Annotated in this window: 25 protein-coding genes and 1 pseudogene; 11 read left to right on the top strand and 15 right to left on the bottom strand. The window is 68.6% G+C overall.

Going from position 1 to position 26,255, the window contains the following annotated elements; translation table 11 throughout:
- Positions 1-163 precede the first annotated feature (163 nt).
- Positions 164-571: a YciI family protein gene (locus C1927_RS02705; protein WP_108745877.1), complete on the top strand. Its 408-nt coding sequence runs from the start codon at positions 164-166 to the stop codon at positions 569-571.
- Here the strand turns inward: C1927_RS02705 and C1927_RS02700 are convergent.
- Positions 549-2,633 (bottom strand): NHL repeat-containing protein, encoded by a 2,085-nt coding sequence (locus C1927_RS02700; RefSeq protein WP_108745876.1) that lies wholly within the window; start codon positions 2,631-2,633, stop codon positions 549-551. The genes C1927_RS02705 and C1927_RS02700 overlap by 23 nt on opposite strands.
- Positions 2,634-2,826: 193 nt before the next feature.
- Here C1927_RS02700 and C1927_RS02695 point away from each other — a divergent pair, with 193 nt between their 5' ends.
- Positions 2,827-4,311 carry a hypothetical protein gene (locus tag C1927_RS02695; protein WP_254051531.1) on the top strand — a complete coding sequence of 495 codons (1,485 nt, stop codon included), beginning with the start codon at positions 2,827-2,829 and terminating at the stop codon, positions 4,309-4,311.
- A 47-nt stretch (positions 4,312-4,358) separates the two neighbouring features.
- On the opposite strand, the gene C1927_RS02690 is transcribed toward C1927_RS02695, so the two are convergent.
- Complete coding sequence (locus tag C1927_RS02690) at positions 4,359-5,123, bottom strand: lytic transglycosylase domain-containing protein (protein ID WP_108745874.1); 765 nt, start codon at positions 5,121-5,123, stop codon at positions 4,359-4,361.
- 131 nt (positions 5,124-5,254) lie between these two features.
- Positions 5,255-6,625, bottom strand: a complete 1,371-nt coding sequence (gene cycA, locus C1927_RS02685) for a D-serine/D-alanine/glycine transporter (RefSeq protein WP_108745873.1) — start codon at positions 6,623-6,625, stop codon at positions 5,255-5,257.
- Positions 6,626-6,850: 225 nt separating this feature from the next.
- Here cycA and C1927_RS02680 point away from each other — a divergent pair, with 225 nt between their 5' ends.
- Positions 6,851-8,470, top strand: a complete 1,620-nt coding sequence (locus tag C1927_RS02680) for an EAL domain-containing protein (RefSeq protein ID WP_108745872.1) — start codon at positions 6,851-6,853, stop codon at positions 8,468-8,470.
- Between the two features lie 213 nt (positions 8,471-8,683).
- Here the strand turns inward: C1927_RS02680 and C1927_RS02675 are convergent, their stop codons facing one another.
- Entirely contained in the window at positions 8,684-9,868 is a 1,185-nt protein-coding gene (locus C1927_RS02675; protein ID WP_079220454.1) for an MFS transporter, read from the bottom strand.
- Positions 9,865-11,039 (bottom strand): annotated as a pseudogene (locus tag C1927_RS02670) (serine hydrolase domain-containing protein). The gene C1927_RS02675 and the pseudogene C1927_RS02670 overlap by 4 nt, the downstream one beginning before the upstream one ends.
- 224 nt (positions 11,040-11,263) lie before the next feature.
- Here C1927_RS02670 and C1927_RS02665 point away from each other — a divergent pair.
- Both C1927_RS02665 and C1927_RS02660 read left to right on the top strand, forming a co-directional pair.
- On the top strand, positions 11,264-12,163 hold the full coding sequence (locus tag C1927_RS02665; protein WP_079220452.1) for a LysR family transcriptional regulator: 900 nt from the start codon (positions 11,264-11,266) through the stop codon (positions 12,161-12,163).
- A gap of 245 nt (positions 12,164-12,408) precedes the next feature.
- The gene (locus C1927_RS02660) at positions 12,409-14,016 is read left to right on the top strand and encodes an ATP-binding cassette domain-containing protein (RefSeq protein ID WP_108745871.1); all 1,608 of its coding nucleotides are present in this window, start codon (positions 12,409-12,411) and stop codon (positions 14,014-14,016) included.
- A 29-nt stretch (positions 14,017-14,045) separates the two neighbouring features.
- Here C1927_RS02660 and C1927_RS02655 read toward each other — a convergent pair whose 3' ends face one another.
- Both C1927_RS02655 and C1927_RS02650 read right to left on the bottom strand, forming a co-directional pair.
- A complete protein-coding gene (locus C1927_RS02655; RefSeq protein WP_108745870.1) occupies positions 14,046-15,371 on the bottom strand; it encodes a GTP-binding protein in 1,326 nt (441 codons plus the stop codon).
- 96 nt (positions 15,372-15,467) lie between these two features.
- Entirely contained in the window at positions 15,468-15,752 is a 285-nt protein-coding gene (locus tag C1927_RS02650) for a metal-sensing transcriptional repressor (RefSeq protein ID WP_079220449.1), read from the bottom strand.
- Between the two features lie 50 nt (positions 15,753-15,802).
- On the opposite strand from C1927_RS02650, the gene dmeF reads away from it, so the two are divergent.
- A complete protein-coding gene (gene dmeF, locus C1927_RS02645) occupies positions 15,803-16,789 on the top strand; it encodes a CDF family Co(II)/Ni(II) efflux transporter DmeF (protein ID WP_079220448.1) in 987 nt (328 codons plus the stop codon).
- Positions 16,790-16,816: 27 nt separating this feature from the next.
- On the opposite strand, the gene C1927_RS02640 is transcribed toward dmeF, so the two are convergent.
- The gene (locus C1927_RS02640; protein WP_079220447.1) at positions 16,817-17,092 is read right to left on the bottom strand and encodes a hypothetical protein; all 276 of its coding nucleotides are present in this window, start codon (positions 17,090-17,092) and stop codon (positions 16,817-16,819) included.
- A gap of 88 nt (positions 17,093-17,180) precedes the next feature.
- On the opposite strand from C1927_RS02640, the gene C1927_RS02635 reads away from it, so the two are divergent.
- The 3 genes from C1927_RS02635 (at position 17,181) to C1927_RS02625 (ending at position 18,908) form a co-directional block, all read left to right on the top strand.
- Entirely contained in the window at positions 17,181-17,597 is a 417-nt protein-coding gene (locus tag C1927_RS02635; RefSeq protein WP_108745869.1) for a hypothetical protein, read from the top strand.
- 66 nt (positions 17,598-17,663) lie between these two features.
- Positions 17,664-17,987, top strand: a complete 324-nt coding sequence (locus C1927_RS02630) for a hypothetical protein (protein ID WP_108745868.1) — start codon at positions 17,664-17,666, stop codon at positions 17,985-17,987.
- Between the two features lie 78 nt (positions 17,988-18,065).
- The gene (locus tag C1927_RS02625; protein WP_108745867.1) at positions 18,066-18,908 is read left to right on the top strand and encodes an MnmC family methyltransferase; all 843 of its coding nucleotides are present in this window, start codon (positions 18,066-18,068) and stop codon (positions 18,906-18,908) included.
- Between the two features lie 17 nt (positions 18,909-18,925).
- On the opposite strand, the gene C1927_RS02620 is transcribed toward C1927_RS02625, so the two are convergent.
- The 4 genes from C1927_RS02620 to C1927_RS02610 are packed head-to-tail and all read right to left on the bottom strand — an operon-like array spanning position 18,926 to position 21,885.
- Positions 18,926-19,894: a polysaccharide deacetylase family protein gene (locus C1927_RS02620; protein WP_108745866.1), complete on the bottom strand. Its 969-nt coding sequence runs from the start codon at positions 19,892-19,894 to the stop codon at positions 18,926-18,928.
- A 33-nt stretch (positions 19,895-19,927) separates the two neighbouring features.
- The gene (locus C1927_RS21310; protein WP_159095288.1) at positions 19,928-20,545 is read right to left on the bottom strand and encodes a hypothetical protein; all 618 of its coding nucleotides are present in this window, start codon (positions 20,543-20,545) and stop codon (positions 19,928-19,930) included.
- Entirely contained in the window at positions 20,542-21,087 is a 546-nt protein-coding gene (locus tag C1927_RS02615; RefSeq protein WP_108745865.1) for an RNA 2'-phosphotransferase, read from the bottom strand. The genes C1927_RS21310 and C1927_RS02615 overlap by 4 nt, the downstream gene beginning before the upstream one ends.
- 51 nt (positions 21,088-21,138) lie before the next feature.
- The gene (locus C1927_RS02610) at positions 21,139-21,885 is read right to left on the bottom strand and encodes a hypothetical protein (RefSeq protein ID WP_159095287.1); all 747 of its coding nucleotides are present in this window, start codon (positions 21,883-21,885) and stop codon (positions 21,139-21,141) included.
- A 39-nt stretch (positions 21,886-21,924) separates the two neighbouring features.
- Between C1927_RS02610 and C1927_RS02605 the strand changes: the two genes are divergently transcribed.
- The gene (locus tag C1927_RS02605) at positions 21,925-22,644 is read left to right on the top strand and encodes a hypothetical protein (protein WP_108745863.1); all 720 of its coding nucleotides are present in this window, start codon (positions 21,925-21,927) and stop codon (positions 22,642-22,644) included.
- On the opposite strand, the gene C1927_RS21515 is transcribed toward C1927_RS02605, so the two are convergent.
- From C1927_RS21515 to C1927_RS02595, 3 genes are all read right to left on the bottom strand, one after another.
- On the bottom strand, positions 22,641-22,811 hold the full coding sequence (locus C1927_RS21515; protein ID WP_174208665.1) for a hypothetical protein: 171 nt from the start codon (positions 22,809-22,811) through the stop codon (positions 22,641-22,643). The genes C1927_RS02605 and C1927_RS21515 overlap by 4 nt on opposite strands.
- 51 nt (positions 22,812-22,862) lie before the next feature.
- Positions 22,863-23,987, bottom strand: a complete 1,125-nt coding sequence (locus C1927_RS02600; RefSeq protein ID WP_108745862.1) for a hypothetical protein — start codon at positions 23,985-23,987, stop codon at positions 22,863-22,865.
- Between the two features lie 81 nt (positions 23,988-24,068).
- Positions 24,069-24,881 carry an alpha/beta hydrolase gene (locus C1927_RS02595; protein ID WP_108745861.1) on the bottom strand — a complete coding sequence of 271 codons (813 nt, stop codon included), beginning with the start codon at positions 24,879-24,881 and terminating at the stop codon, positions 24,069-24,071.
- A gap of 310 nt (positions 24,882-25,191) precedes the next feature.
- Here C1927_RS02595 and C1927_RS02590 point away from each other — a divergent pair.
- Positions 25,192-26,255, top strand: a 1,064-nt coding sequence (locus C1927_RS02590) for a type VI secretion system Vgr family protein (protein ID WP_254051530.1), incomplete at its 3' end; no start/stop codon positions are given.

Here is a 26,255-nt window from a genome sequence, read left to right as displayed (position 1 = left end):
CCACCCTCCCGGCCAACCCTCAGTTTCCCCAGCTTTCAGCAACCCACCACGGAGGGGCCCCGCCGTTCGCCGATCCCCCGCCGCAGGCGGCCTTTCGCGCTGCAGCATGCCCGCAGGCAAACCTGCGCCATCATGGAACCCCGCCCCCGCCAGGACCGTGGCCATGCAGCAGTACCTGCTCCTCATCTACATCGAACCCGCCCTGCTGCAGGCCCTGCCCAGCGAAGAATTCAATGCCCTGATGCGCGACTGCCTCGCCCACGCCGATCAGCTGCAGGCCGAAAGCACCCTGCTCGCCGCGCAGAAGCTGCAACCCGTCGACACCGCCCAGACCCTGCGCGTGCGCGATGGCCACAGCCGCGTGCTCGATGGCCCCTTCGCCGAAACCCGCGAACTGCTGGCCGGCTTCAACCTCATCCGCGCACGCGACCGCGACGAAGCCATGCGCATCGCCCGCGATTTCCCGTGGGCGCGCTTCGGCAGCATCGAGGTGCGGCCACTGGAAGACATGGACGCCGAGCGCGAACGCTGCGGCGCACCGGCGGCGGCTATGGCAGCAGCCGCACCCTGATCTCGCGCCTGCCGATGCCTTCATTGCCGCTGTAGTCGCGCGCACTGCCACGGATGATGTACTCGCCCGGCGGCAAGGCAGCCGGCTGCCAGCGCCCGGTTTCCATCAGCCCGTCGCGCACGGTGTTGGTGGCCAGGTAACGGAACCGCGTGACCGCACTGCCATGCACGGTGATGCCACTGTCCGGCGCATAGGCCACCTTCACCGCCTGCTTCTGCGGCGGCATGCGGTTGAACACGATGTTCCAGCGCGGCTGCTCGTAGCCCTGCAGCGGCTGCCCGGCGGCGTCGAGGATCTGGTAGCCCACCTGGTACGGCCCCAGGCGGCGGCGCGGCAGGTTGTTGTCCACCTGGTCCCACGCTTCCACCACGATCTGCACGCCACGCCCCTGCCGGGCCAGCATCACCACGCCATCGCTGCCGGCGGCCAGCGGCTGATCGTTGTCATCCAGCAGGCCGACATCGGTGATGCGCGGTGCGAAGTGATCGGCGTAACCGGTGAAGCCCAGCGCCACCGCATTGGTCTCGAAACCGCTGGTGCCCACCTGCAGGTGCACGTGCGCCTGGCTGTTGATGCTGCCCAGGCGGTCGCCCACGTGGATGCGCGTGCCACGGCGCACGCGGATGCGCTCCAGCTTGCCGTCCTCGCTGTACAGCGGCTGCCAGCGCGCGTCGAACGGCTGGCCGGCGGGCGTGCGGCCCACCCGCATGTGGATGTAGTTCAAGCGCCCCACCGCCAGCCCTTCGGCCTGGCCACCCAGGCTCCAGGCCGCGATCGGACTGCTGATCTTGCCGTCGGCGATGGCCAGCACGGTCTGGCCGACGTCGCCGCGCACGTCGAAGCCGCCGTGCAGGTGGTGGCGGCTTTCGCCAGTGAAGGTGCCGCGCACTTCGCCCAGCGTGCCGACCACTTCATGCCAGCCCTCCTGCGGGGCCAGCGGCCAGCGACCGCCGGTGTCGGGCAACACGGCATCCGCGGCCGGGCCCACCAGCGCGGGTGCAGGCAGCGCGCCCACCGCCAGCGGGCGCACGCGGTGCATGCGATAGCCGGCGGCGTCGGCCACCAGCAGGCTGCCGTCGTCTTCCACGGCCAGCCCGCTGGGCCGGGCCAGGCGTGGCAGGCGGTCGTTGCCGAGCAGCGTGATCTGGTGGCCCTGCGGGGTCACCTGCACCAGGCGCCCGGCAAAATCACCCACGTACAGCACGCCATCGTGGGTCGTGGCCAGCGACAGGGGGCCGTTGATCACACCGCCGTTGCCGACCACGGTGCTGACCGTGCCATCGGCGCCGACGCGGCGCACCGCGTTGTTGAAGAAGTCGGCCACCAGCAGCGCACCGTGCGCATCGAAGGCCAGCGCCACCGGTGTGTCGAAGCGGGCCTCGCCAGCCACCGCATCGGCGAAGCCGGGGCGATCGCCACCGGCCACGGTACGCACGTTGCCATCGGTGCCGATCACCCGGATGCGGTCGTTCCAGGTATCGGCCACGAACACCTGGCCCTGCGCGTCCACGGCAATACCCATCGGGCCATCGAAGCGCGCCTGCGCCGCCGGGCCATCAGCGAAGCCCTGGGTGCCACCGGCCACGGTCGTCACCTGGCCATCGGTGCCGATGCGGCGGATCGCGTGGTTGCCGGTGTCGGCCACGTACAGGTTGCCGTGCGCATCGGCGGCAATGCCCGACGGCGTATTGAAGCGGGCCTGCAGACCCGGCCCATCGGCCAGGCCCTCGCCCTGCCCGGCCACCGTTTCAACGCGACCATCGGCCAGAAGGCGGCGGATGCGGTTGTTGTCGCCGGCATCGGTGAAGTACACGCTGCCATCGGCGCTGCGCAGCAGTGCATAGGGTTCGGCGAAACGCGCCTGGGCCGAGGCGCCGTCGCGGTCGCCTGGGTGGCCATCACCGGCCAGTGGCTCGATCTGCGCAGTCCAGGCCAGCGGCGTGGGTTGCGGGCCAACGGGCGCGTCCGGTGCCTGTGCGGGGCGTTCCCACCAGGTCGCGGCCAGCGCAGCTGCCGTTGCCACCACCACCACACCCACTGCCATCCATTGCCGCCGTGCCATCGCTCGCGTTCGCCCTGCCCTGAAAGAGGCCACGACGATAGACGTTCGACCGGGATATCGCCATGCCCGCAGGTCATGCCAGCCGCACCAACGCTTGCCCCGCACCCGCGCGCGGGTTCAAATCTGCAGGTACCCAAGGAAGGACATCGCCATGCCCTGCACGCACACCCTGCGCCGCCCTTTTCTGATTGCAGTGCTTGCACTGTACGCGGTCTCTCCGCTCTCCGCTGCCCCAGCGGCGCCACCGTCCGAACGCAGTGCCGATGCGGAGCTGTCTGATTATGAAGACGCATGGCTGGTCGCGCAGGCGGACGCCGGCAGCGGCAACCTGCTCGGCGCGATGCTTGCCGTGGAGCGCTTGATGGACGACCCGCGCCTGGATCGCTTGCCGCCCGCGCAGCAGGCGCTCAACGCGCAGATGGCCGGTACAGTGGCGGGCATGCAGGGCCAGCCGGAGCTCTCCCGTCGTTACCTGCAGCGAGGCCTGGCCGCGCAGCCCGACGATGCCGGTACGCTTGTCGCGCTGGTGGCCCTGGACATCAGCGAGAACAAGGCCGCGCAGGCCGTCGACCGTCTGGTCCAGGCCAGCATCCATTCCAGCCACCCCCTGGCGATCAACGAAGATGCAGTGGGCTACCTGCTGTACATGCTGCGCGATGCACCCGCACAGCGCCTGGCGGTGCTGCAGGCCCTGTTCGACAACAGCTGGAAGAGCTACGGCAGCGAACCCACCGAGCTGTGGCACGCGCTGGCGGAGCTGCAGATCGAACACGGCAAGGGCGGGCAGGTGCCCGCCACGCTGGCACGCATCGACACCCCGTTGGAACTGATCGCCCTGCGCAGCGACAAGCGCTTCGATCGCTACGTCGACCGGGGCGATGCGCGCTTCAACGTTGAAAATGCCGCGCAGCGGCAACTGGACAGGCTGCGGGTGGCCAGCCTGCTGGATCGTGCCATCAACGCACAGCTGAGTGCATTCGCGGATGCGCAACTGCTGGCCGGTGAACACAAACAGATCGTGCAGCTCACCGAGCCGATGGCACGGATGATCGAAGCGGGCAACCGTTTCTCGGACGAGGAAGCAGAGTGGCTGGCGTGGCTGCTGAACACTCGCATGATGGCCCTGCGCCGGCTCGGCCATATCGACCAGGCCCTGGAAGCCGCGCGCCTGGCCCAGCAGGTCGGCACGCTCACCCAGGAACACGCCGAGCACACGCTCAATCTGGCGTCCATGCTTTCGATCACCGGCCATAAGGAAGAGAGCCAACAGGTACTGGCCAGCGTCGACGACCTCAGCCCGTACGGCCAGGCAGTACGTGCCTATCTGCAGTTCACTTCAGCGCTGGATCGCGCGGACACAGCCACCGCCGACCAGGCCCGCGCGACGATCATCGGCCTACGCGACGAGGCCGCGCTCATCCATCGCGAAATGCTCATCGATGACGGTGATCTGGATGGGGCTGCCGCCGTTCTGATCGCGCAGCTGGAGTCGACCGAGGAACGCAGCAGCACCCTCCTCAGCCTGCAGGACATGCGCGTCTACCCCTCGCTGCCGGCCGAAGCACAGAGCGATGAACGCTGGCGCGCACTGAAGAAGCGCGCCGATGTACAGGCGGCAATCGCGCGGGTAGGCCGCATCGAGCAGTACGCACTGTCCAGTGGCGACACCTCGCGCTGAGGCCCGGGCTGCGGCCCGGCCACCACCACGCTTCGCGTCGAGCCGGGCTACTTCGCCGGCACTTCGCTGCGGATGCCCATCGCTTCCCGATAGCGCGCGTACAGCGCCATCACCTTGTCCACGTAGGCCAGGGTTTCGGCATACGGCGGCACGCCCTTGTAGCGGGTCACCGCACCGATGCCGGCGTTGTAGGCGGCCGCCGACAGCGCGCGATCGCCGTTGTAGCGCCGCAGCAGCGCACGCATGTAGCGGGCACCGCCGTCGATGGACTGCTGCGGCGAGAACGGATCACGCACGCCGTACTCCAGCGCGGTATCGGGCATCAGCTGCATCACCCCCTGCGCGCCCTTGCTGGAGACGGCCAGCGCATCGAAGTTGCTCTCGGCATGGGCGATCGCGCGCAGCCAGGCGTCGTCGACACCGGTAGCCTTGGCGGCCGCCTTGAACTGCTTGGCATGCTGGGCCAGCTGCGGCTTGCCGACCCTGCCCAGGCCTTCGTGGGCCGGCTCACCGGGCGGGGTGGCGACGGTGAATTTCAGGAACACGCGCGAACCGGGCAGGTTGCGGGTGGAATAGACCAGCGCTCCGTCCTGCTCGCGTTCGTACAGCACGCCGCTGAACACGCCCATGTTGCCCCACAGGTTGGGGGCCTGGATGGCGTTGTCGTCGATCTCCTTCGGCGTACAGCGCGAGCCCGGCTCCGGCGCGGTGGCCAGGCTGACCGTGTTGCCCTGCACGCAGCGGTAGACCGTACGGGCGCTGGCCAGGCCCGGCAGCAGCAACAGCGCAATGAGGACAAGGCGGAGGGTCATGGCGGCCGGATGATCCGGCCGCGCCCGCGAAATTCTGGTGAATCCCGGTAGAGTCGACCGTTGGTCGACTGCTCTCCCGATCAGAACGCGAAAACCCCGCGCTGCGCGCGATAGTCGACCAACGGTCGACTCTACCCCGCCCGCCTCCGCAGCCAATACCCCGCGCCCAGCAGCACGAACCAGACCGGGCTGGCCACCAGGGCCTGGCGGGTGTCGGCCTGCAGGCTCAGCAGCACCAGCACGCCGGCGAAGAACACCAGGCACGCCCAGCACATGGTGACGCCGCCGGGCATCTTGAAGATCGACGCCGCATGGCGTTCCGGGTAGCGGCGGCGGTAGACCATGTAGGCCACCAGGATCAGCGACCAGACGAAGATGAAGAGCACCGTCGCCAATGTCGTCACCAGGGTGAAGGCGGTCACCAGGTTCGGGATCAGGTAGATCAGCAGGGTGCCGCCCAGCAGGCACAGGCACGAGAACAGCAGGCCGCGGGCCGGCACCGCCGCGCGCGACAGGCGCGACAGGCCGCGCGGGGCGTGGCCCTCTTCGGCCAGGCCGTACAGCATGCGGCTGGTGGAGAAGATGCCGCTGTTGGCCGACGAGGTGGCCGAAGTCAGCACCACGAAGTTGATCAGGCTGGCCGCGGCGGGAATGCCGGCCAGCACGAACAGCTGCACGAACGGGCTCTTGTCCGGCACCACCTGGCGCCAGGGCGTCACCGCCATGATCGCCACCAGGGCCAGCACGTAGAAGATGATGATGCGCACCGGGATCGAGTTGATCGCCTTGGGCAGGTTGCGCTCCGGGTCAGCGGTTTCGGCGGCGGTGGTGCCCACCAGCTCGATGCCGACGAAGGCGAACACCGCGATCTGGAAACCGGCGAAGAAGCCGACCAGGCCCATCGGGAACATGCCGCCGTCATTCCACAGGTTGGACAGCGAAGCGGTATGCCCGCTGGGCGAGGTGAAGCCCCACGCGACCAGGCCGGCACCGGTGATGATCAGCGCGCAGATGGCCACGATCTTGATCAGCGCGAACCAGAATTCCATTTCGCCGAACAGCTTGACCGTCACCAGGTTCAGGCCCAGCAGCAGCATCACGCACAGCAGTGCGGGTATCCATGCCTGCAGTTCAGGGAACCAGAACTGCGCATAGGCGGCGATGGCGATGACATCGGCGATGGCGGTGACGATCCAGCAGAACCAGTACGTCCACCCGCAGAAGAACCCGGCCCAGGGGCCGAGCAGATCGGTGGAAAAATCGATGAAGGATTTGTACTGCAGGTTGGACAGCAGCAGCTCGCCCATCGCCCGCATCACGAAGAACAGCATCGCGCCGATGATGAGGTAGACGAACAGGATGGACGGGCCGGCCAGGCTGATGGTCTTGCCCGACCCCATGAACAGGCCGGTACCGATGGCACCGCCGATGGCGATCAGTTGCAGGTGGCGGTTGGACAGGCTGCGGCGCAGGTGTTCGGGGGGCGTGGCGGGCTCGGTCATGGGCGCGGGAAGGGGCGGGTGAAGTTCCCGACGTTAGTCCTCTGCGGCGCCGAGCGCCAGCGTCCCGCTGGGTGGACGCGTCAAATCTCAGCGCTTTCATCCCAATACGTCCCCTTGGTGGCCCCGCCCATTTCCCCCGGCGCTGCAACATGCTCAGATAGCGCATCCGACCAAGGACCGGCCCGCCATGCGCAGCGCCCTGCCCCGCCCGCTGGAAACCCTGCCATGAGCCGCCTGGGCGTCATCATCGGGGCGACCCTGCTGGCGATCCTGATGGCCATCGTGCCGATCGCCGCGATGGTCTATGCCACCTGGAACAGCGCCGTCGGCCTGGAACAGCGGCGCCTGCACGAGATCGCCGAACGCGCCCTGCGTCGCGCCGACGTCTCCTACCAGGAATCGCTGGCCGTGCTGAAGTCCGCCGAAGCGTCGCGCCTGCCCCCGTGCAGCGCCGCGCACGTGCGGCGCCTGCAGACGCTGGTGATGACCACGCCCTCGGTCGACCAGATGGGTTATTTCGAGGCGGGCAAGCTGCGGTGCACCTCGTGGGGTGCGTTCGAGGGGGATGTCGCCCAGCCCACCCCGGACCATGTCACCAGCGATGGGGCCGGCATCAAGGTGGACGTGCGCCCGCAGGCCACCGAGCAGCGCAAGGTGCTGTCCATCCTGTACGGCTCCTACGACACGCTGGTCGACCCGCGCCGTTTCGTCGATGTCATCGCCGACCCGCAGGTGCGCCTGGCCCTGGCCAGCCCCGACGGTCGCCTGCTGTCCAAGCAGAGCGGCATCGACGAGGCCCTGCTGGCGCGGCTGCTGCGCGAGCCTGGCGAGGGCCTCGACAACGACATCCTGTACGCCACCGCCCGCAACAACGAGTGGCTGGCCATCGCCACCGGGCCGCGCACCGCGCTGGCGGCCACCTTCCGCCAGCAGGCCTGGCTGTTCGTGCCGGTGGGGCTGCTGCTGGCCGGCATCGGCACCGGCGTGGTGATCTGGCTGTCGCGCCGCCGCCTCTCGCTGCGTGGCGAGCTGGCCATCGCCATCCGCCGCCGCGAGCTGTACCTGCACTACCAGCCCATCATCGAGCTGGAGACCGGCATCTGCGTCGGCGCCGAAGCCCTGGTGCGCTGGCAGCGCCCCGACGGCACCCAGGTGCGGCCGGACATCTTCGTGCCGCTGGCCGAGGAACACGGTCTGATCACCGCGCTCACCGACTTGGTGATCGAGAACGTGGTGTCGGACATGCGGGACCTGCTGGTGCAGGACCGCAGCGCACACATCGCCATCAACCTCGCGGCCGAGGACATCATCAGCGGCCGCGCGTTGAAGTCGATCACCCAGCGCATGGCCGGCAGCGGCATCCTGCCGCAGCAGATCTGGCTGGAAGCCACCGAACGCGGCTTCCTTGATGCTGACCGTGCACGCACCATGCTGGCCGCTGCGCGCCGCGCCGGCCACAGCATCGCCATCGACGATTTCGGCGTCGGCTATTCCAGCCTGCAGTACCTGGAACAGCTGCCGCTGGATGCGCTGAAGATCGACAAGTCGTTCGTCGATGCCATCGGCACCGAGAGCGCCACCAGTCCGGTCACCCCGCACATCATCGACATGGCCAGGGAACTGGGCCTGTGGGTGGTGGCCGAAGGCGTGGAAACCGAACCGCAGCTGGCCTACCTGCACAGCCAGCAGGTGCAGTTCGGGCAGGGCTGGCTGTTCTCGCGCCCGTTGCCGCGCGATGCGTTCATCGCCTTCCACCACCAGCGCCAGCAACGCTACGGCGCCGCGCGCGAGGACATGCAGAACCCACGCAGCGTGCCGATCGAACAGGCCGGCGCGGAAGAATGACGGCCAACGGCGGAGCCCCTCGCGGCGGGGCGGCGTGCGCAATGATCGCGCGCTTGGCCGGGGCGGTGGCACATTGCTGCGGCGTCACACCACGGAATCAACAGAAAGAGCAAAGGCAAACGCGGTTCGCTGCGCTCAGTAGATCCACGCCATGCGTGGATGACGCCGCCCTGGTAGTGCCGGCCGCTGGCCGGCAACCCCACGCAACCGCCGCTACGCCCAGGCCTTCGGCCTCACCCACAACCACGCCGCGCACACGGCCAGCAACAGCAGCGGCAACCACGCCAGCTGCCCTGCGCCGACCGACTGCAGCACCACGCCACCCGCCACGCCGCCTGCGGCAATCGCCAGGTTCCAGCCGGTCACCAGCATCGACTGCGCCAGGTCGGCCGCGGCACCGGCACGGCGGGCCACGGCGGTCTGGAACAGCGTCGGCACCGCGCCAAACGCCACGCCCCACAGCACGCTGGCCAGCAGCAGCACCTGCGGCACGCCCGGCCACAGCAGCAGCGCCGCCACCGCCAGCACGAAACCGGCCACCGCCGCCCACACCAGCGCGCGCAGGTGGCGATCCACGCCCCAGCCCGCAATGCCGATGCCGGCAACGGCGGCCACGCCAAAGGCCAGCAGCACGCGGTCCAGCCAGTGCTGCGCGTTGGCCAGGATCGCCAGCGGCTCGATGTAGGTGTACAGCACGTTGTGCGCCAGCACGTACAGCGCCATCACCAGCAGGGTGCTGCGCACGCCGGGCAGGCGCCACACCGTGCCCAGCGGCACCCGCTGGCCGCCGCCCGCCGCCGGCAGCGAAGGCACCGCCCAGCGCACCCAGCCCAGCAGCAGCACCGCCAGCAGCGCCATCAGGCCGAACGCCCAGCGCCAGCCGATCTGCTGGCCCAGCAGCGTGCCCGCCGGCACGCCCAGCGACAACGCCAGCGGCGAACCCACCATCGCCACCGCAATCGCCCGCCCCTGCAGCGCGGGCACCACCATACGCGCGGCATAGCCCGCCACCAGCGACCACAACAGGCCCGCACCCACGCCTGCCAGGAAGCGCACCACCAGCAGCAGCGTGTAGTTGCTGGTCAGCGCCGTCAGTGCGTTGACCAGCACGAAGCCGGCAATCGCCGCCAGCAGCAACGGCCGGCGGGGCAGCCGCTGGGTCAGCGCCGTCATGGGCAACGCCGCCAGCACCGACCCCAGTGCATACACGCTCACCAGCTGGCCCACGGCCGCATCGCTCACGCCCAGGCTCTGTCCCATCGGCCGCAGCACGCCCGCCGGCAGGGTCTCGGTCAGCAGGGTGATGAAGCTGCCCCCGGCCAGGGCTAGCAGGCCGTTCCACGGCAACCGCGTTGCTTCACCTGCGGGCGACGATGCGTCGATGGCATGGCCGCTCATTGCGCCGCCTCCAGATCGCGGTACACCGCATCGCGCAGGTCATCGACGAACGCACCGTGCATGCCCTCGTACAGGGTGTTGGTGAGCGCCACCACGCTGAGGCCACGCGCCGGGTCGACGAACCAGCTGTGGCCGTAGGCACCGCCCCAGCGCCACGTGCCCACGCCCTGCGGCGTGCCTGAGGCGGCCGGGTCGCGCAACACCGCAAAGCCGAGGCCGAAGCCCCAGCCCGGCGGATCGGCCGGCCCCTGCCCGCCCACCTGCGGGCGGCCCATCTCGGCCACCAGCGTTGGCGGCAGCACGGTAGACGCCTGCACATCGCGCAGGGCCTCCAGCACGGTCATCACGTCATCGGCGCTGCCGATCAGGCCAGCGCCCGCCGAGGCATAGCGGCTGGCATCGGTAGCGCGTGCCAGGCTGTACTCGATGCCCACGGTGCCATCGAACGGCGCGACGATCTCGCCCTCCTGCAGGCGATGCGGCTGCGGCACATCACTGGCATAGGCGGTGGCCAGCCGCGCGCCCTGCGCGGTGCTGAAGCCGGTATCGCGCAGGCCCAGCGGCTGCGCCAGCAGGCGATCGAACAGCTGCTGCAGCGTCTGCCCGCTCGCCGCTTCGGCCACGGCACCGGCCACATCCACGCCCAGCGAATACAGCCACTGGCTGCCCGGTGCGAACAGCAGCGGTACCTGGCCGATGCGCTGCACGTTGTCCTGCAGGCTAAGCGGATTCGCGTCCATGCCATCGCTGACGCCGGCACGCGCATACGGCCCTGCGGCGTCGGCTTCGAGGAAGCGGTAGCCCAGGCCACTGCTATGGCTCAGCAGCTGCCGCAGGCTGATCGGCGGCACGCTGCCATCGGCCAGCGCCGGGCGGAACGTCGGCAGCCAACGCTGCACCGGCGCATCCAGATCGAGCACGCCGTCGGCCACCAGGCGCAGGATCACCGTGGTCAGCAGCGGCTTGCTCACCGATGCCAGGCGGAACAGCTGGTCGCGCTGCATGGGCGTACCCGCCTCGCGGTCGGCCAGGCCGCTGGCGCTGGCATGGCGCAGCACGCCGTGTTCGCGCACCAGCACCACCGCACCCACCAGGCGCTGCGGGCCTGCTGCAGCACGTGGGCCACGCCGGGCAGTGTGGGCGTGGAGGCATCGACAGGAAGAGCATTCATGGGGCAATCCTTGGGGGGAGGGCCGCCACCTTAGGCAGCGCGCGCCGCTGCAAAAAGCGGGGCGGCGCTCCGCGCTTCGCGGACCGGCAGGTCCGCAATCGGCGCCCTGCACGGACAGCGCGGGCCGGCTGCCAGCGCAGCGGTGTTGAACCGCAGTGTTGCAACGGCCACCTAGCCGCACGCTGCAACTGGCCCTACCCTGCGGTTTTCCCGCTGCGCCGCCCATGTCCGTCCTCGACAACCTCGCCAACCTGCAGACCTTCGTGCATGCCGCCGACACCCGCAGCTTCGTCGAGACCGGCCGCCTGCAGGGCATCTCCGCCTCGGCTGCCGGCAAGTGCGTGGCACGGCTGGAGCACGCGCTGGGCGTACGCCTGTTCCACCGCAGCACGCGCAGCATCACCCTCACCGCAGAAGGCCAGCTGTTCCTGGCGCGCTGCCGCCGCATCCTCGCCGAGCGCGATGCTGCACGCACCGAACTGGCCCAGCCGCACGCCGCACCCAGTGGCACGCTGCGCATCAGCCTGCCGCTGGTCGGTGACCTGACCCTGCCGTTGCTCGCCGATTTCATGGCCGCCTATCCGGACATCCGCCTCGATCTGGATTTCAGCGACCGCCTGGTCGATGTCATCGAGGAAGGCTTCGATGCCGTGCTGCGCGTCGGCGAGCCCAGCGATTCGCGGATGAATGCCCGGCGCCTGGGCGTGTTTCCACGGCGCATCGTCGCCTCACCGTCCTACCTGCAGCGGCGCGGCGTGCCCAAGGCCCCCGCCGACCTGCTGCAGCACACCCTGCTGCACTACAAATTCCCCAGCAGCGGCAAGCTAGAGCCGTGGCCGGTCCAGTGGCCGGACGAACAGGCTGCGCAGGACCTGCCGGTGCACATGGTCGCCAATACCATCGAAGCGCGGGTGGAGCTGGCCCTGCGCGATATCGGCCTGGCCTTCGTGCCGGTGCACTCGGTCCGCGATGCCCTCGCCGAGGGCCGCCTGGTCACCGTGCTCGATGAGCACGTGCATTCCTGCGGCACCTTCCACCTGCTGTGGCCCTCCGGCCGCCACGTGCTGCCGAAGCTGCGGGTGTTCATCGATTTCATCAGCGTGCGGCTGGATACCGTCCCGTAGCCCGGTAGATCCACGCCATGCGTGGATGACGGGGGCATCGCCACGACGATTCAGTAGATCCACGCCATGCGTGGATGAAGGGGCATCGCCACCGCGACCATTCAGCCACCAGCGTTATAATCCCCCCTCATTCCTCCAAGAGGCTCGCGACCGATGCGCCAGTGATGCCGCCGTCTTTCCACTAGACGGCCCGACTCTTCCCGCCCCTGTGCGCAGGGGAGAACCAGGCATCCCATGGAGGTCGCATGACCACGCATTCCCTCGCGCTCGATCGCGTGTCCTATCGGTTGGCCGATGGCCGATCGCTGTTTTCCGAACTGTCGTTTTCCTTTGAACCGGTGGCCACCGGCCTCGTCGGCGCCAATGGCACCGGCAAGAGCGTGCTCGCGCGCCTGCTGGCCGGGCAACTGCTGCCCGACAACGGCCAGGTACGCAGCAGCGGCCGGGTCTTCCTGCTGCCCACGCCCGGCTACCCGCCACGCGGCTCGGTCGGCGAACTGGCCGGCGTCGGTGATGCACTGGCAGCGCTGGCGCGCATCGAAGCCGGCAGCATCGACGAAGCGGACTTCGCCTGCGTCGGCGACCGCTGGGACCTGCGCGAACGCCTGCAGCAGCAATGGCATGCCCTCGGCCTGCCCGATGACCTGCAGCCCACCCAGCCAGCCGCACGCCTCAGTGGCGGCCAGGCCATGCGCGTGGCCCTGTCCGGCGCATGGGCCAGCGGTGCCGACTGGCTCATCCTCGACGAGCCCAGCAATCATCTGGATGCGCGCAACCGCCAGCAGCTGTACCAGCAGCTGCAGCGCTGGCCAGGCGGGCTGCTGGTCATCAGCCACGACCGCGAACTGCTGGCCAACATGCAGCAGATCGTGGAACTGGATGGACGCGGGCTGCACCGCTATGGCGGGCCCTGGCAGCACTATGCCGACGCGCGCGCGGCCGAGCGCGATGCCGCCGCCGCGCAGCTCGACCATGCCCGCGCGCAGCACCGCCAGCAGCAACGCAGCGCGCGCGAACAGCACGAACGCCAGCAGCAGCGGCAAGCGCGCGGCAACCGCGATGCCAAGCAGGCCAACCAGGCACCGATCCTGCTGGGCGGGCAGAAACAGCGTGCGGAGGCCACCCAGGGCCGCGCGCAGCAGATCCACGCCGACCGCCTGCAGGCCAGCGCGCAGCAGCTGCGCAGTGCGGCGGCAGCCGTGCAGGCCGCCCCCGAACTTGCCCTGTTTGCCAGCGATGGCGAGCGTGGCAGCGCGCGCCTGCTGCAGGCACACGATCTCGTGCTGCCGCACGGTTGCAGCGCACCGCTGCAGCTGGAGATCCGCCGTGGCCAGCGCATCGCCGTGGTGGGCGACAACGGCAGCGGCAAATCCACCCTGCTGCGCGTACTGGCCGGGCAGCTGCAGGCGCGTGCGGGCGAGGTGCAGCGGCATGCACCGCTGGCCCTGCTCGACCAGCAACTGCTGGCCCTGGCTGGCGAGCGCAGCATCCTCGACACCGTGCAGGCGGCCAACGCGGCCGCCGACCCGGCCGAGCTGCGCACACGGCTGGCCCTGCTCGGGCTGGATGCACACCGCATCCAGCGCCCCGCCAGCAGCCTCAGCGACGGCGAGCGGGTGAAGGGTGCCCTGGCCAGCGTGCTCTACGCGCAACCGGCACCGCAGCTGTTGCTGCTGGACGAGCCCGGCAACGCGCTGGACCTGACGGCACTACAGGCACTGGAATCGCTGCTGGGTGCGTGGGAAGGCGGACTGGTGATGGTCAGCCATGACACCCACCTGCTGCGCGCGTTGCGGCCAACGCAGGTGCTGCAGGTCGACGGCGATGGCTGGCAGTGGCGCGACGCGTTGTAGAGCCACGCCACGCGTGGCTGCTTCTGCCCTCAGCGCTTCCACACCGGAAACGCCTGCGGCAACTGCTGCCACAACAACGGCCCCGCGCGCAGTTCGCTGTCGTTGAGCAGGCACGCATCCAACGCCGCGCGCACCGCACGCTCATCCATGTGCACGCCAATCACCACCAGCTCCTGCCTGCGGTCGCCCCAGAGCGGGTGCCAGAGGCGGGCCATCGCCGCGTGTGCCTCGCCATCCGGGAATTCCTCCCGCTCCGGCAGCGGCGCGCTCCAGCAGTCGGCCTGCTGCCGCGCCCAGCCCAGGTCGCTGTACGGCAGCGGTGTCGGTGGCAACAGCGGCGTGGTGTCCTCATTGCCGGCACGCACGCGCTCGCGCGCCGCGTACCAGAAGCCAGCCGCCTGCGTACGCGTCGCCGCACCTACGCTGCTCAGTTCGCCCACCCAGTCCATGCGGTTGGCCAGCCAGAACCAGCCCTTGCTGCGGATGACCCCGGGCATGCCCTCTTGCAGCGCGCGTGCGAAACGCCCCGGGTGGAACGGCCGGCGCGAGCGATAGACGAAGCTGCCGATGCCATACTCCTCGGTCTCCGGCGTGTGCTCGCCGCGCAGTTCCTTCACCCAGCCCGGCGCACGCTGCGCGCGCTCGAAGTCGAAGCGTCCAGTGTCCAGCAGCTCGCGCAGGGGCACATCGCCAAATGAAGACAGCAGCAGCTTCGCATCGCGGTTCAGGCCGCGCAGCACTGCCAGCGTGTCCTGCAGCACGTCCTCATCGGCCTGGTCGACCTTGCTCACCACGATCACATCGGCAAACTCCACCTGCTCGCACAGCAGGTCCACCACGCCGCGGTCATCGTCCGGGCCGGCCTGCTGGCCATGCTCGGCCAGGCGCAGGGTCGATCCGAAATCAGCGAGGAACGCACTGCCATCGACCACGGTCACCATCGTGTCCAGGCGCGCGATGTCGCTCAGGCTGAAGCCCTGTTCGTCGCGTACGGCGAAGGTGGCAGCCACCGGCATGGGCTCGCCGATGCCAGTGGATTCGATCAGCAGGTAGTCATAGCGCCCGGCATCGGCCAGGCGGCGTACTTCCTGCAGCAGGTCGTCGCGCAGGGTGCAGCAGATGCAGCCGTTGCTGAACTCCACCAGCGTTTCCTCGGTGCGGCGCAGCTCGGCACCACCGTCGCGCAGCAGCTGCGCATCGATGTTGACCTCGCTCATGTCGTTGACGATGACCGCCACGCGCAGGCCATCGCGGTTGCGCAGGATCTGGTTGAGCAACGTGGTCTTGCCGGCCCCCAGGAAGCCGGACAGCACGGTGACCGGCAGGCGGCGGTCGGCGCGGGAAACAGGGTTCATGCGGGGCGAGGGGCTGCGGATGGAAATGTTACTATATAACATTAAGCGGTCACGACGCAGCCGGCGGACTGCCGGCCAGCGGCCGGCACTACCGGGTCATTTGCCGTAGCGGCGCAGCAGTTCCACCAGTACTTCGGCTTCCGCCGCCCGCTGCTGCGGGTCTTCGGCAGCCACCACGTGTTCCTGCAGGTGCTCGTGCAGCAGCTCCATCAGCAGGCTGTGCGCCGCGCCACGCACGGCGGCCACCTGCACCAGCACGTCCGCGCAGTCGCCCGCCGCGCCCTCCGGGCGGTCCAATGCCTGCTCCAGCGCCGCCACCTGGCCGCCGATGCGGCGCACCCGGGTCAGCAGTTGTTTCCGGTTCTTGTGTACATGTGCCATGGACGTATCGTATACCCTATGGGGGTATCCTTCCACTCATGAATGCCCCCATGCACCTGGACGCCCTCGCCGCCTCCCGCCGCCACGACCATCGCTTCGACGACGGCAATCCACTGGCCGAACGCAATACCCGCCGTGCCATGTGGCTCACCGTCAGCATGATGTTCATCGAGATCTTCGGCGGCTGGTGGTTCAACTCCATGGCCGTGTTGGCCGATGGCTGGCACATGAGCTCGCACGCACTGGCGCTCGGCCTTTCGGTGTTCGCCTACCGCTGCGCACGGCGCTATGCGCACGACCCGCGCTTTGCCTTCGGCACGTGGAAGATCGAGATCCTGGCCGGCTACACCAGTGCCATTGCCCTGCTCGGCGTGGCCGCGCTGATGGCCGTGCAGTCGCTGCAGCGCCTGTGGGTGCCTGCGCCCATCCATTACGACGAGGCCATCCTCATCGCCGTGGTCGGCCTGGGAGTGAACCTGCTGTGCGCGTGGTGGCTGCATGACAGCCCGGGCCATGCCCACCACCATCACGGCCACGGGCATGGCCACGCGCATGGACGCGACCACGACCATGACCACCACGATCACGCGCACGGTCATGCCCATGGCCACGACCTCAACCTGCGCTCGGCCTACATGCATGTGCTGGCCGACGCCGCGACCTCGGTGCTGGCCATCGTTGCGCTGCTTGGCGGCAAGCTGTGGGGCGCCGCCTGGCTGGACCCGGTGATGGGCCTGGTGGGCGCCGTGCTGGTGACGGTCTGGGCCGTCGGCCTGCTGCGCGACAGTGGCCGCGTGCTGCTGGATGCGCAGATGGACGCGCCGGTGGTCGCGGAAGTACGCGAAGTGATCGAACAGGGGCCCTGGCCGGCACGCCTGGCCGATCTGCATGTGTGGCAGGTGGGCCGTGGCAAGTACGCCGTGGCTGCCAGCGTGGTCACCAGCGATGTCGATCTGGATGCCGACTTGCTGCGCCAGGCGCTCGCCGTGCACGAAGAACTGGTACACGTGACGCTGGAAATCCATCGCACAGCGTGACGCTGCGGTTCTTTCCTGTAGAGCCGCCTACAGCTTGAACAGCATCCGCAACAGGTAGAGCTTCAACGGCAGCGCGCTCAACAGCGCGCCGCCGATGCCCAGCCACGCATGGCGCTCATCCCGCGCCCGCGCCGCCACGGCCAGCCCCAACCCAACCACTGCCGAGGCCAGCACCCCCACGCTCAGCCCGGCCGCCGGTGCGCTGCCGCCAAAGGCCAGCGCCGCCAGCCAACCCGCGCCCCACCCGGCCAGCAGCCCCAGCCAGCTTGCCAACCCGCACCACGGTGCCTTGCCCTGTGCCATCGCAGCTCCCCGGTTCTTGCCGATTATCGGTACGGGCAGGCCCTGCCCTCGCCCTACACTAGCTGCACCTGCCCCGTCGGGACATCCCATGCGCGCGCTCCGCCTGCTGCTGCCCGGCACCCTCCTGCTGCTGGGCGCCTGTTCCGGCGATACCCAGCTGCCGTTCTCCTCCGATCCCCTGCAGGGCTGCTTCACCACCAGCACGCGCAAACCCGCCGAGTTCCGCATCGACAAGGAAGGCGGGCAGTACTTTGTCTCCTTCGAGCGCGACGGCCACTGGCAGCGCGAGCCCAACGCACTGACCCAGGCCAGCCGCACCGACATCGCCCGCTACTTCCGCGACGATGCCGAACAGATCGACAGCGCCCTGATCCGCCGCGCTGGCGGCTTCGGCCTGTTCCACACCAAGCGGGGCGCCTCGCTGAAGGCCAAGGCGGGCGACAGCGACTACATGGCCCTGCTGCTGATCGGTGCCGGGCCGGTGTATGCGGTGAAGTGCGAATGATCTGCAACTTTCCTGATGGTATTGCGCTGCTGCAGACCCGAGGCTGGCCGCTTTTGGGGCCACGCCATGCTGCTGTCGCTGCTCTTTGCCGTCGTGCCGGTCACCACCACCGGCGCCTATGACGAGGTGCACCAGACCGACGATGGCCGCACGCTGGTACTGCGTACGATTGACTGGGAAACGGACGACGGGCAGCGCACGCGGGTCACCGTGCACTGGCAGCTGCTGGACGACGGCAGCATGCAGTATGAGTACTCGCGGCAGCCACCCGCGACCCAGGCCGTGCATCGCCGCGCCTGCGCGCTGCAGGGCGGTAGTCCTTCCGAAGGTGCCAGTTTTCTCGCTAGCCCGGGCACCACGCACGGCTTTGGCTGCAGCAGTTCCCCCTGACAGAGACCCGGCCTGTCCCTGCAGGGCTCACGGCCGGTCGGGTACCATGCCCTCCCCCGCCCAGCCCCGGTATCCGCCGTGACCCATTACACCGGCCCCCTGCTCACCCGCGACAGCGCCGATGCCCTGCGCCGCGCGCACGACAAGGGTGCCGCCGACTGGCAGGGCTCGCTCGACCTGGGCCGCAGCCAGGATACCGTCGGCCTGGACGCCGAGGGCTTCAATTTCCGCGGCCGGCCGTACCCGTGGCCGGGCAAGCTGAAGGACCGCACGCTGTACTACTGGGATGGCGAGGACTTCGCGCCGATCTCGCGCTTCAGTGGTTCGCTCATCAAGCTGGTGCCCACCGAGTGGGGCGCACCCACCTTCGAGATCGATGGCATCAAGATGCTGCCGACCTCCAAGCTGTCGCCGTTCGAGGATGCCCGCCGCAAGGTCGAACTGGTCGCCCCGGCAGGTAAATCCATCCTCGATACCTGCGGTGGCCTGGGCTACTTTGCCGCCTGTGCGCTGGAAGCCGGCGTCGGCCAGATCCGCTCGTTCGAAAAGAACGCCGACGTGATGTGGCTGCGCACGCTCAACCCGTGGTCGCCCGACCCGGAGTCGGCCGCCGCCGGTGGCCGCCTGCAGTTCGGCCAGGGGGATGTCTCGCAGCAGATCGAACAGGTGGCCAGCAACAGCGTCGATGCCATCCTGCACGACCCGCCGCGCTTCGGCATCGCTGGCGAACTGTATTCGCAGGCGTTCTACGACCACCTCGCGCGCGTCATCCGCAAGGGAGGCCGCCTGTTCCATTACACCGGTGCGCCGAACAAGCTGACCAGCGGCCGCGACGTACCGCGCGAAGTCGCCAAGCGCCTGGAAAAAGCAGGCTTCAAGGCCGAACTGGCGCTGGACGGCGTGCTGGCCGTCAAGCGCTGACGGCTAGCGGCCGGCCGTCATTCGTAATCGACCCTGGCCAGCGTCTTCACCCATTGCGGCACTGCCGGCTCGTTGCCGTAGTACGCCTTCGGCTTCTTCTCGGCCATCGCCCAGCGGTGCAGCCAGCTGGGGCCATAGCGGCCATCGTAGCCCTCGGTGCCACGCGCATAGGCCGGGTCGCGCAGCGCCTCTTCCAGCGAAATGAAGCGATAGCCGCGGCGCTTGGTGGCGGCCACCAGTTCGGCAAACGTTGCTGCATTGAGCTCGTTGGCATGCATCAGCCACACCTGCGGCAGGGCATATCCCAGCAACGCCTGCGACTGCTGCTCGTAGTAGTCCAGCTTGTTCAGCATGTACGGCACGTAGCCCTTGCGCAGGCGCGCCAAGGTGGCCGCTCGCTCGGGTGAATCCGGCTGTTCGTTCATCACGTTGGCGTAAGCGAACGCCCAGACCCATTCGCCGTTGTCGACGGTCACCGGTGCAATGCGGTACCCGTGCTCGGCGAAGAACGTGTCCATCACCGCACGGTCCTGCGGCGTGCGGCCCGCCCGCAGGTACGGATGGCGCATCCACTGCGGCACCTGGCCGCGCTCGGCCAGCAGCGGCTTCAGTACGTCCTCGCCGCGCAGGAAATCCTGCTGGAACGCGGCCACGCCCTTGGCGTTCAGATCCATGTGCGACCAGGTGTGGTTGCCCAGCACGTAGCCGGCATCGCGCCAGTCGCGCAGCATCTGCACCCGCGCCGGCTGCACCACGCCATCCACTTCCAGCTTGTTGCCGTTGACAAAGCCCACCACCGGCACGCCCGCCTGATGCAGCTGCGCCATCAGCGCCTCATGACGCGCCTGCAGATCAGGCGGCACGATCTCGTCCAGGCGTGCCCACGGCAGGTCGTCGATGGTCACCGCGATACGGCGATCCACATCAGCGGCCTGCGCCACCAGCGAAAGCAGCAACAACGGCACGGCACGCAGCAACGAACGCATCAGTACATCCGGTTTCCGGCGGGAACCGACACTCTACCTGCGCTCACCGCGCCACAGCCACACCCCCATCACCAGCGCGACCAGCAGCGTCGCCGCCAGCACCATCGCCAACCGCCCGGGGTTGTGCAGCAGGCCCGCGCTGCTGCCCATGAACAGCGCGAAGGCCTGCTGCGGCACCTGCGCAAGGGGCACGTCCGCATTGGCCGGGTCCAGCGCGCAGACCACCGGCGCCAGCTTCACCATGCGTGCCCAGGCAGTTTCGGCCCGATACAGCGCCCAACCAGCCAGGCCCAGCGCACCCGCGTGCAGCAGCAGGTAAGCGATGGCGACCCTGCGCACCCGGCCCGCTGCGTGGCGCACTGCAGACACGCCGGCCAGCACGGCCGCCAGCAAGGCCAGCAACACACCCGCAATGGGAATCCAGCGCAGTTCCACCCAGGGCTGCAGCGCCCGGCCCCGCTCCACCATCGCCATCACCACGGCACTGCGCGACGCCAGGTCCGGGTGCGCGCAGGCGCCCGCTGCGGGTTCCAGCAGGTACTGCACACGGAAGTGGAAGCCACCCTCGGCCAGCGCCAGTGCACACAGGGCCAGCACCGGCAGCAGGAACAACGGCGGGCCCAGGCCGCGGGCAACAGCGAGGCGCTTCATCCAGCAATGTACTTCGGCGGCACGTGCGCGGTCAGCCACACGCCGTTTGCCGACTGGTGGAACACATGGCCATCGCCGTGCATGCGCCCGGCATCGATGCTGAGCACCACCGGCGTACCCCGCCGCGCACCCACCTGCAAGGCGGTGTCGCGGTCGAGGGACAGGTGCACGTGCTGGCGTTCTCCGGGGCGCAGGCCCTCGGTGGCAATGGCTTCCAGGAAGCGCGGCACCGTGCCGTGGTACAGCCACGGCGGAGGCACGAGCGGCGCAAGCCCAAGGTCCACCGCAATCGAGTGGCCCTGGCTGGCGCGGATACGCAGGCCATCGTCGCTGATGGCAAAGCGTCGCTTGTCGTTCTCCTGCACCAGCCGATCCAGGCGCGCACGGTCCAGCGGCAGCCCATGCCGGCCCAGCCGCTGCAACAGGTCATCAATTTCGGCCCAGCCCTGCGCATCCAGCTGCAGGCCGATCTTCTGCGGTTCGTGCCGCAGCACCAGGCTCAGGAATCTGCTGGCCCGGTCAAGGGAAATATCCTTTTCCATGGGCATAGCCTGACGCACTGCAGCGGCGAATGCCAGCGCCCATCCGCCGCATCACTCCACCGCCGACAGCGGCAGCGTCCGCCACAGCCAAATCCCCACCACCATCGCTGCCAGCAGCAGCGCGCTTACCACCATCGCCAGGGCATCCGGCAACTGTGGCACCGGCAGGCCAGCGCTGGCCAGCATCTGCGGCACGGTGCGATGTGCCCCGCGCGTTGTATCCTCTTCCAGGGCGGTGGGACCGACCATGCATGCCGCCGGCAGGCCGGTCACCATGCCCGTCCACACCTGTTCGTACAGCCGCAGCAGCTGCATCGCCAAGGCCAGCACCAGCAGATGCAGGCCGAACAGGCCCCACGTGCCCCACGACGGCTCGCCCCGCGTCCGGCGCAGCAGGTTCACGCTCACCGCAAGCGCACCCAGCAACGATGACAGCAGTGCGCTCACCACCACCCAGCACACAGGCTGCCAATCATCCAGCGCGCCGGCGCGTGCCAGCAGCAGCTCGGCCACGCGCAGGCGCGCCACCGGGTCGTGGCCGCCGCATGCTGGCAGCAGCGGCATCGCGAAGGGCTCCAGCAGCAGTTGCGTGCGGTGATGGAAGTGCCTCACCGCCAGTCCCAGCGACGCCAGCGCCAGGCCATGCAGCAGGAACAGCATCAGTCCAGCGCCACAGAGGCGTCGGAGGCGGGCAGTCATGAAGGCCACGCGGCGTATCCCAACAAAGGTTCGGCATCCTAACGAAGCAGCACGGCGCTGTCGGCTGGCAGAAGCGACACCGGCGTCCATCTCGGCCATCATGTACGTCCTGCACAGGATGGCAGTACGCACCACGCAATGAGCGACTCACAGATCTACGCGCTATACCTGCTTGCCTGCCTGGTCACCTGCGGCATTCCCTTCGCACTGGCCGCGTATGGCTTCATCAAGGTGGTCGATGCGCGGCTGGCCAAGCTGCCGCCCCGCGTGCTGGTCTCGCCGCTCGGGCCACACAGCCCCACGCGCCGGCAACGCAAACGGTACTGGCGCGCCATGCGCAGGAATCCGGAATCGCTGACCTACAAGGTTCAGGCAAAAGCGCCACGGTGGTGGTCGCTCGTGGGCGCAGCCCTGTTCATCACCATCATCGCTGTGTGGGCGTGGCTGATGCCCAACCCGGCGCGCTTCAATGTAATGGTGCGCAACACCTTCGGGTACACCGCCAACGTGGCCGAGGTGCGCATCGTGCAGCATCAGCACGGCGAACTGCTGCTGCGCTGGGCGCCTGTGGTCGCGCGCACCCCGCAGTACATCGTCCTGCCGCGCTATTCACGTGGGCCCATGTCCTACATCAACGGCTACCACGCCGATGTCCTGCCTCCGCTGGTGCGCCAACAGGGTGATGTGCTGCAGGTCGCCATGCCCATCCGCGCCGATCCCGCCGTGCTGCGGCGCGAACTGGCCAGGGCCAGTGGCCTGCCCGAGCAGGACATCCACATGCAGCAGCGCACGTTGGTGCCCTGGCGGGAAGACGGCTGGGAACCCTGGCCGATGGAGGAGGACGAGCCCGCGCGCTAGCCCCGTGGCAGCTTGGCGGCCCACATGTTGTCCACCAGGTTCGGATAGCACCGGCCGTTCTCCTCGGCCCGCTGCCGCGCCGCCGCCTTCTGCGCGTCGGACAGCGGCTGCTTCTTCTGCCCCTTCGGGTTGGGCTTCTTCCAGGGGGGCGTGCGTGCGGTGGGCATGGTGGCAGTGTGGCGCAGTCCCGCACCAACGGTTGTGAACGACGGTGATTGTCAGCAAGGCGCGTCTGGCATCAGCTCGCCGCCGATCCACGCCTCCCCGGCCGCGAACGCACGCATCAGGCGCCGCTCTCTGCCCCACACGGCATACTCGAGCCGTACACCGTCGATGACTTCAGGCAATGGCGGCATCACGGCCGGTGCGTAGTCCGCCGTGGGCAGGCGGACGAGCCTGTGCCATTGGTTCCCCAGCAGCATCCAGCGTTCGAGGTACGCGATGGATGCCCCACCCTTAGCGGGAAGCGACCAACGGAAGTGCAGGACGCCCTGTGCCCTGCCCTCCAGAACCTCCATCTGTGGTGCCGCACCGCGACGCCTCCACAGCCGGGCGCCATGATGAAGCCCTTGGCCTCCTGCCCAGAAACCGCCACCGCCTGCAACAATGAGCAACAGCACGGCGAGATAGGGATGGGCGCCGGAAACCAAGACCAAACACGCGGCGAGCGCGGCACCCAGCAACATCAGGGCTACCGCCACAAGAAACTCCGCCATGCTCCACTCCGTCGGCGGCAGCGGCCACCCGGCCATTGGCGCGGTGTACGCCGCGGGTGCAGGCTCATCGGGCTGATGCAGCGCGTACAGGACTTTTCGGGGACCACCCCACGGCGCAACATGGAACTGCATCGCAGACGCACGCGGGAGCATCATCAGGTGCTGAACGTGGGTTCCGAATATGGGGCCGAAGCGCTCCGGCAGCTCCAGCTGCACCACGTAATTACTTCCATCCTTCCCAATGCGGGCGAACCACACTTCTGCCGCCCAGGCAGTGTGCAACGCCTGCACTGAGGTCGACGGAAGCTCTGCCCGGAGCCCCTGCCCGCGCCAAAGGGCTTGCAGGTAGGGGCCAAATATCCGAAGCACCATGCGTGCCTGTGCAATCGTCACAGCCGCGCCCGCAAGGGCCAATATCCCAAGGCCGATTCGAAACGGTGCCTCGATTGGGAAGAGGTATATGGCGGCAGCAGGAAGGAGCGCGAGGATCACCCCCATCAAGCTGGTGAAGACCACGTTTCCAACCATCACCCCACGGCGGGCACGCACAGCCTCCCACAACTGCTCCCGCGCAAAAGGCGTCAGCGGCTCGCGTGTAAAAGGCGTGGCTTGTGGGTCTGCGGGCATAACGCGTCCTTGCGTCTGAATGCCCGCATGCTGAGCGCCACACCCCTCCCGGTCAAGTCGGCTGCGGCGCTTCCGCAGGTTTTACTTCTTCAGGAAGTTCAGCAGCGCCAGATTGAAATCATCAGCATGGCTGGTGTTGCAGCCATGCGGCGCATCCTTCAGCAGCACCAGCTCGCTGCCGGCCAGCGCCGCATGCGTGCGCTTTCCTGAGCCTTCGAACGGCACGGTCGCATCTGCGTCGCCGTGCAGGATCAGCGCAGGCACGGTCACGCGCTTCAGGTCGGCCCGGAAATCGGTGGTGGCGAAGGCCTTCATGCACCCCAAGGCCGCCGTCTGGTCGGACTGGTGGCACAGCGCAATCGCTGCCTGGCGCTCCTCTTCGGTCACCTTCAGCTTACCGTTGGCACTGAAGAAATCGCGGGTGAAGCCGTCGAAGAATTCCTCGCGGTCCTTCTCCAGGCCCTGGCGCATTTCGTCGGCCTTTGCCTGCGGCAACGGGCCATCCGGATTGTCGTCCGTCTTCAGCAGGTAAGGCGGCACGGCTGAAGCGAAGACCACGCTGTGCAGGCGGTCCTCACCGTGGTTGCTGATGTAGCGCGCAACTTCACCACCGCCCATCGAAAAGCCGACCAGGCTGACATCCTTCAGGTCACGCTCTTCGATGAGGGCTGCCAGATCAGCGGCAAGAGTGTCGTAGTCGTAGCCTTCGGTGGGCTTCTCCGAGCGGCCAAAACCGCGGCGGTCGTAGCTGATCACGCGATAGCCGGCGTCGCGCAGGATCGGCACCTGTGCCTTCCAGGCCTCGGCCGAGAGCGGCCAGCCGTGGATGAGGATGACCGGGCGGCCGGTACCGCCGGTGTCTTCGATATGGAGGCGGACGGAAGAAGCAGTCATGGGAGCTCCCAGGGGAAGGAAGGCCCAAGCCTAGGGAGCCGGAGCGTCAGGCCCCGTGAGAGATTTGGCAGGCGCGCTGACGCGGCCTACACGTGCGTCGCCGACCGGGTGGCGAGGTGCATCCATGCCTGCTTGTCGCGTTCACCCGGATTCCCAGCCAAAGCCGGCACTGCCGATTGTCGCTATCTGCACCCTCGTGCGCGGCGATCTGCGTATCTGCCCACACTTCGAACGGTTTCAAAAAGGCCCTCCCTGCGACCTTGCCGGACAGTGACCGCCTGCCCCCCGCTGACTCCCCCTCATCATGGCAATGGACGCCATCCATGCACTGGCACGCGCCATTGCACTCAGCAGCCAACATCCTCGCCAGCTCACGCTTCATGGCCTGCATGAAGCGTGGGTGGTCGAGCGCTTCGAAGGCACCGAATCGGTCTGCGGCGACAACCGCCTGCAGATCGACTGCCTGGCGACTGACGCCTTCCTCGACCTCGCGCCCTGGCTGGAACAGCCGCTGACCCTGCAGCTGCGCCAGGCCGACGGCGCGCTGCGGCAGTGGCATGGCCTGTGCACCGAGGCCGCCCAGCTCGGCAGCGATGGCGGCCTGGCCCGCTACCGCCTGATCCTCGAACCCTGGACCGCCCTGCTACGCCTGCGCCGCAATGCGGTGATCTTCCAGGACCAGGACACCCGCGCCATCTGCGAGCAGATCTTCGGCGACTACCCGCAGGCGGTATTCCGCTTCGACGTGCAGGCCGAGCTGCCCGTGCGTGCGATCACCACCCAGTACCGCGAAACCGACTGGGCCTTCGTCACCCGGCTGCTGGCCGAAGCCGGCCTGGCCTGGCGCATCGAGCAGGCGCAGGGCGATGAGGCCGCGCACACCCTGGTGGTGTTCGAGCCGAGTGCGGAGCTGCCGGACAGCGGCACGTTCCGCTTCCACCGTGCCGACATGGCCGAGGCCAGCGACGGCATCACCGCCTTCGCCGAGCGCCAGCAGCTGGTGCCCAACGCCAGCACCGTGGCCAGCTGGCACAGCGAGCAGGTCAACGCCGTGGCCGCGCAGTCCAGCGCCGATGCCGGCACCCTGCCCGCGCTGGAGGTCTACGTGCAGCCGCGCGCCGGCCGCTTCGCCCAGCCCGGCTGGGCCGACGCCGAGGCGCAGGCGCGGCTGGATGCGCTGCGCGTGGGCCAGGTGCTCTACAGCGGCAGCGGCAGCGAGCGCCAGCTCGGTGCAGGTGCCACCTTTGCCCTGTCCCAGCACCCGCAGCATGCCGGCCAGAGCTTCCAGCTGCTGGCCGTGCAGCACGTGGCGGTGAACAACCTGGACCAGGGCATCGCCGAACTGCTGGGCAACACCGCGCTGGAACGCGGTGC

Source organism: Stenotrophomonas sp. ZAC14D1_NAIMI4_1 (genome assembly GCF_003086775.1).
GTDB lineage: Bacteria > Pseudomonadota > Gammaproteobacteria > Xanthomonadales > Xanthomonadaceae > Stenotrophomonas.
This window is presented reverse-complemented; position numbering and strand designations above follow the sequence as displayed.

Excerpts from the sequence above, each read along its gene's own strand:
- C1927_RS02705 (WP_108745877.1), top strand. The coding sequence starts at position 164 with ATGCAGCAGTACCTGCTCCTCATCTACATCGAACCCGCCCTGCTGCAG.
- C1927_RS02700 (WP_108745876.1), bottom strand. The coding sequence starts at position 2,633 with ATGGCACGGCGGCAATGGATGGCAGTGGGTGTGGTGGTGGTGGCAACG.
- C1927_RS02690 (WP_108745874.1), bottom strand. The coding sequence starts at position 5,123 with ATGACCCTCCGCCTTGTCCTCATTGCGCTGTTGCTGCTGCCGGGCCTG.
- cycA (WP_108745873.1), bottom strand. The coding sequence starts at position 6,625 with ATGACCGAGCCCGCCACGCCCCCCGAACACCTGCGCCGCAGCCTGTCC.
- C1927_RS02680 (WP_108745872.1), top strand. The coding sequence starts at position 6,851 with ATGAGCCGCCTGGGCGTCATCATCGGGGCGACCCTGCTGGCGATCCTG.
- C1927_RS02675 (WP_079220454.1), bottom strand. The coding sequence starts at position 9,868 with ATGAGCGGCCATGCCATCGACGCATCGTCGCCCGCAGGTGAAGCAACG.
- C1927_RS02665 (WP_079220452.1), top strand. The coding sequence starts at position 11,264 with ATGTCCGTCCTCGACAACCTCGCCAACCTGCAGACCTTCGTGCATGCC.
- C1927_RS02660 (WP_108745871.1), top strand. The coding sequence starts at position 12,409 with ATGACCACGCATTCCCTCGCGCTCGATCGCGTGTCCTATCGGTTGGCC.
- C1927_RS02655 (WP_108745870.1), bottom strand. The coding sequence starts at position 15,371 with ATGAACCCTGTTTCCCGCGCCGACCGCCGCCTGCCGGTCACCGTGCTG.
- C1927_RS02650 (WP_079220449.1), bottom strand. The coding sequence starts at position 15,752 with ATGGCACATGTACACAAGAACCGGAAACAACTGCTGACCCGGGTGCGC.
- dmeF (WP_079220448.1), top strand. The coding sequence starts at position 15,803 with ATGCACCTGGACGCCCTCGCCGCCTCCCGCCGCCACGACCATCGCTTC.
- C1927_RS02640 (WP_079220447.1), bottom strand. The coding sequence starts at position 17,092 with ATGGCACAGGGCAAGGCACCGTGGTGCGGGTTGGCAAGCTGGCTGGGG.
- C1927_RS02635 (WP_108745869.1), top strand. The coding sequence starts at position 17,181 with ATGCGCGCGCTCCGCCTGCTGCTGCCCGGCACCCTCCTGCTGCTGGGC.
- C1927_RS02630 (WP_108745868.1), top strand. The coding sequence starts at position 17,664 with ATGCTGCTGTCGCTGCTCTTTGCCGTCGTGCCGGTCACCACCACCGGC.
- C1927_RS02620 (WP_108745866.1), bottom strand. The coding sequence starts at position 19,894 with ATGCGTTCGTTGCTGCGTGCCGTGCCGTTGTTGCTGCTTTCGCTGGTG.
- C1927_RS21310 (WP_159095288.1), bottom strand. The coding sequence starts at position 20,545 with ATGAAGCGCCTCGCTGTTGCCCGCGGCCTGGGCCCGCCGTTGTTCCTG.
- C1927_RS02615 (WP_108745865.1), bottom strand. The coding sequence starts at position 21,087 with ATGGAAAAGGATATTTCCCTTGACCGGGCCAGCAGATTCCTGAGCCTG.
- C1927_RS02610 (WP_159095287.1), bottom strand. The coding sequence starts at position 21,885 with ATGGCCGAGATGGACGCCGGTGTCGCTTCTGCCAGCCGACAGCGCCGT.
- C1927_RS02605 (WP_108745863.1), top strand. The coding sequence starts at position 21,925 with ATGAGCGACTCACAGATCTACGCGCTATACCTGCTTGCCTGCCTGGTC.
- C1927_RS21515 (WP_174208665.1), bottom strand. The coding sequence starts at position 22,811 with ATGCCCACCGCACGCACGCCCCCCTGGAAGAAGCCCAACCCGAAGGGG.
- C1927_RS02600 (WP_108745862.1), bottom strand. The coding sequence starts at position 23,987 with ATGCCCGCAGACCCACAAGCCACGCCTTTTACACGCGAGCCGCTGACG.
- C1927_RS02595 (WP_108745861.1), bottom strand. The coding sequence starts at position 24,881 with ATGACTGCTTCTTCCGTCCGCCTCCATATCGAAGACACCGGCGGTACC.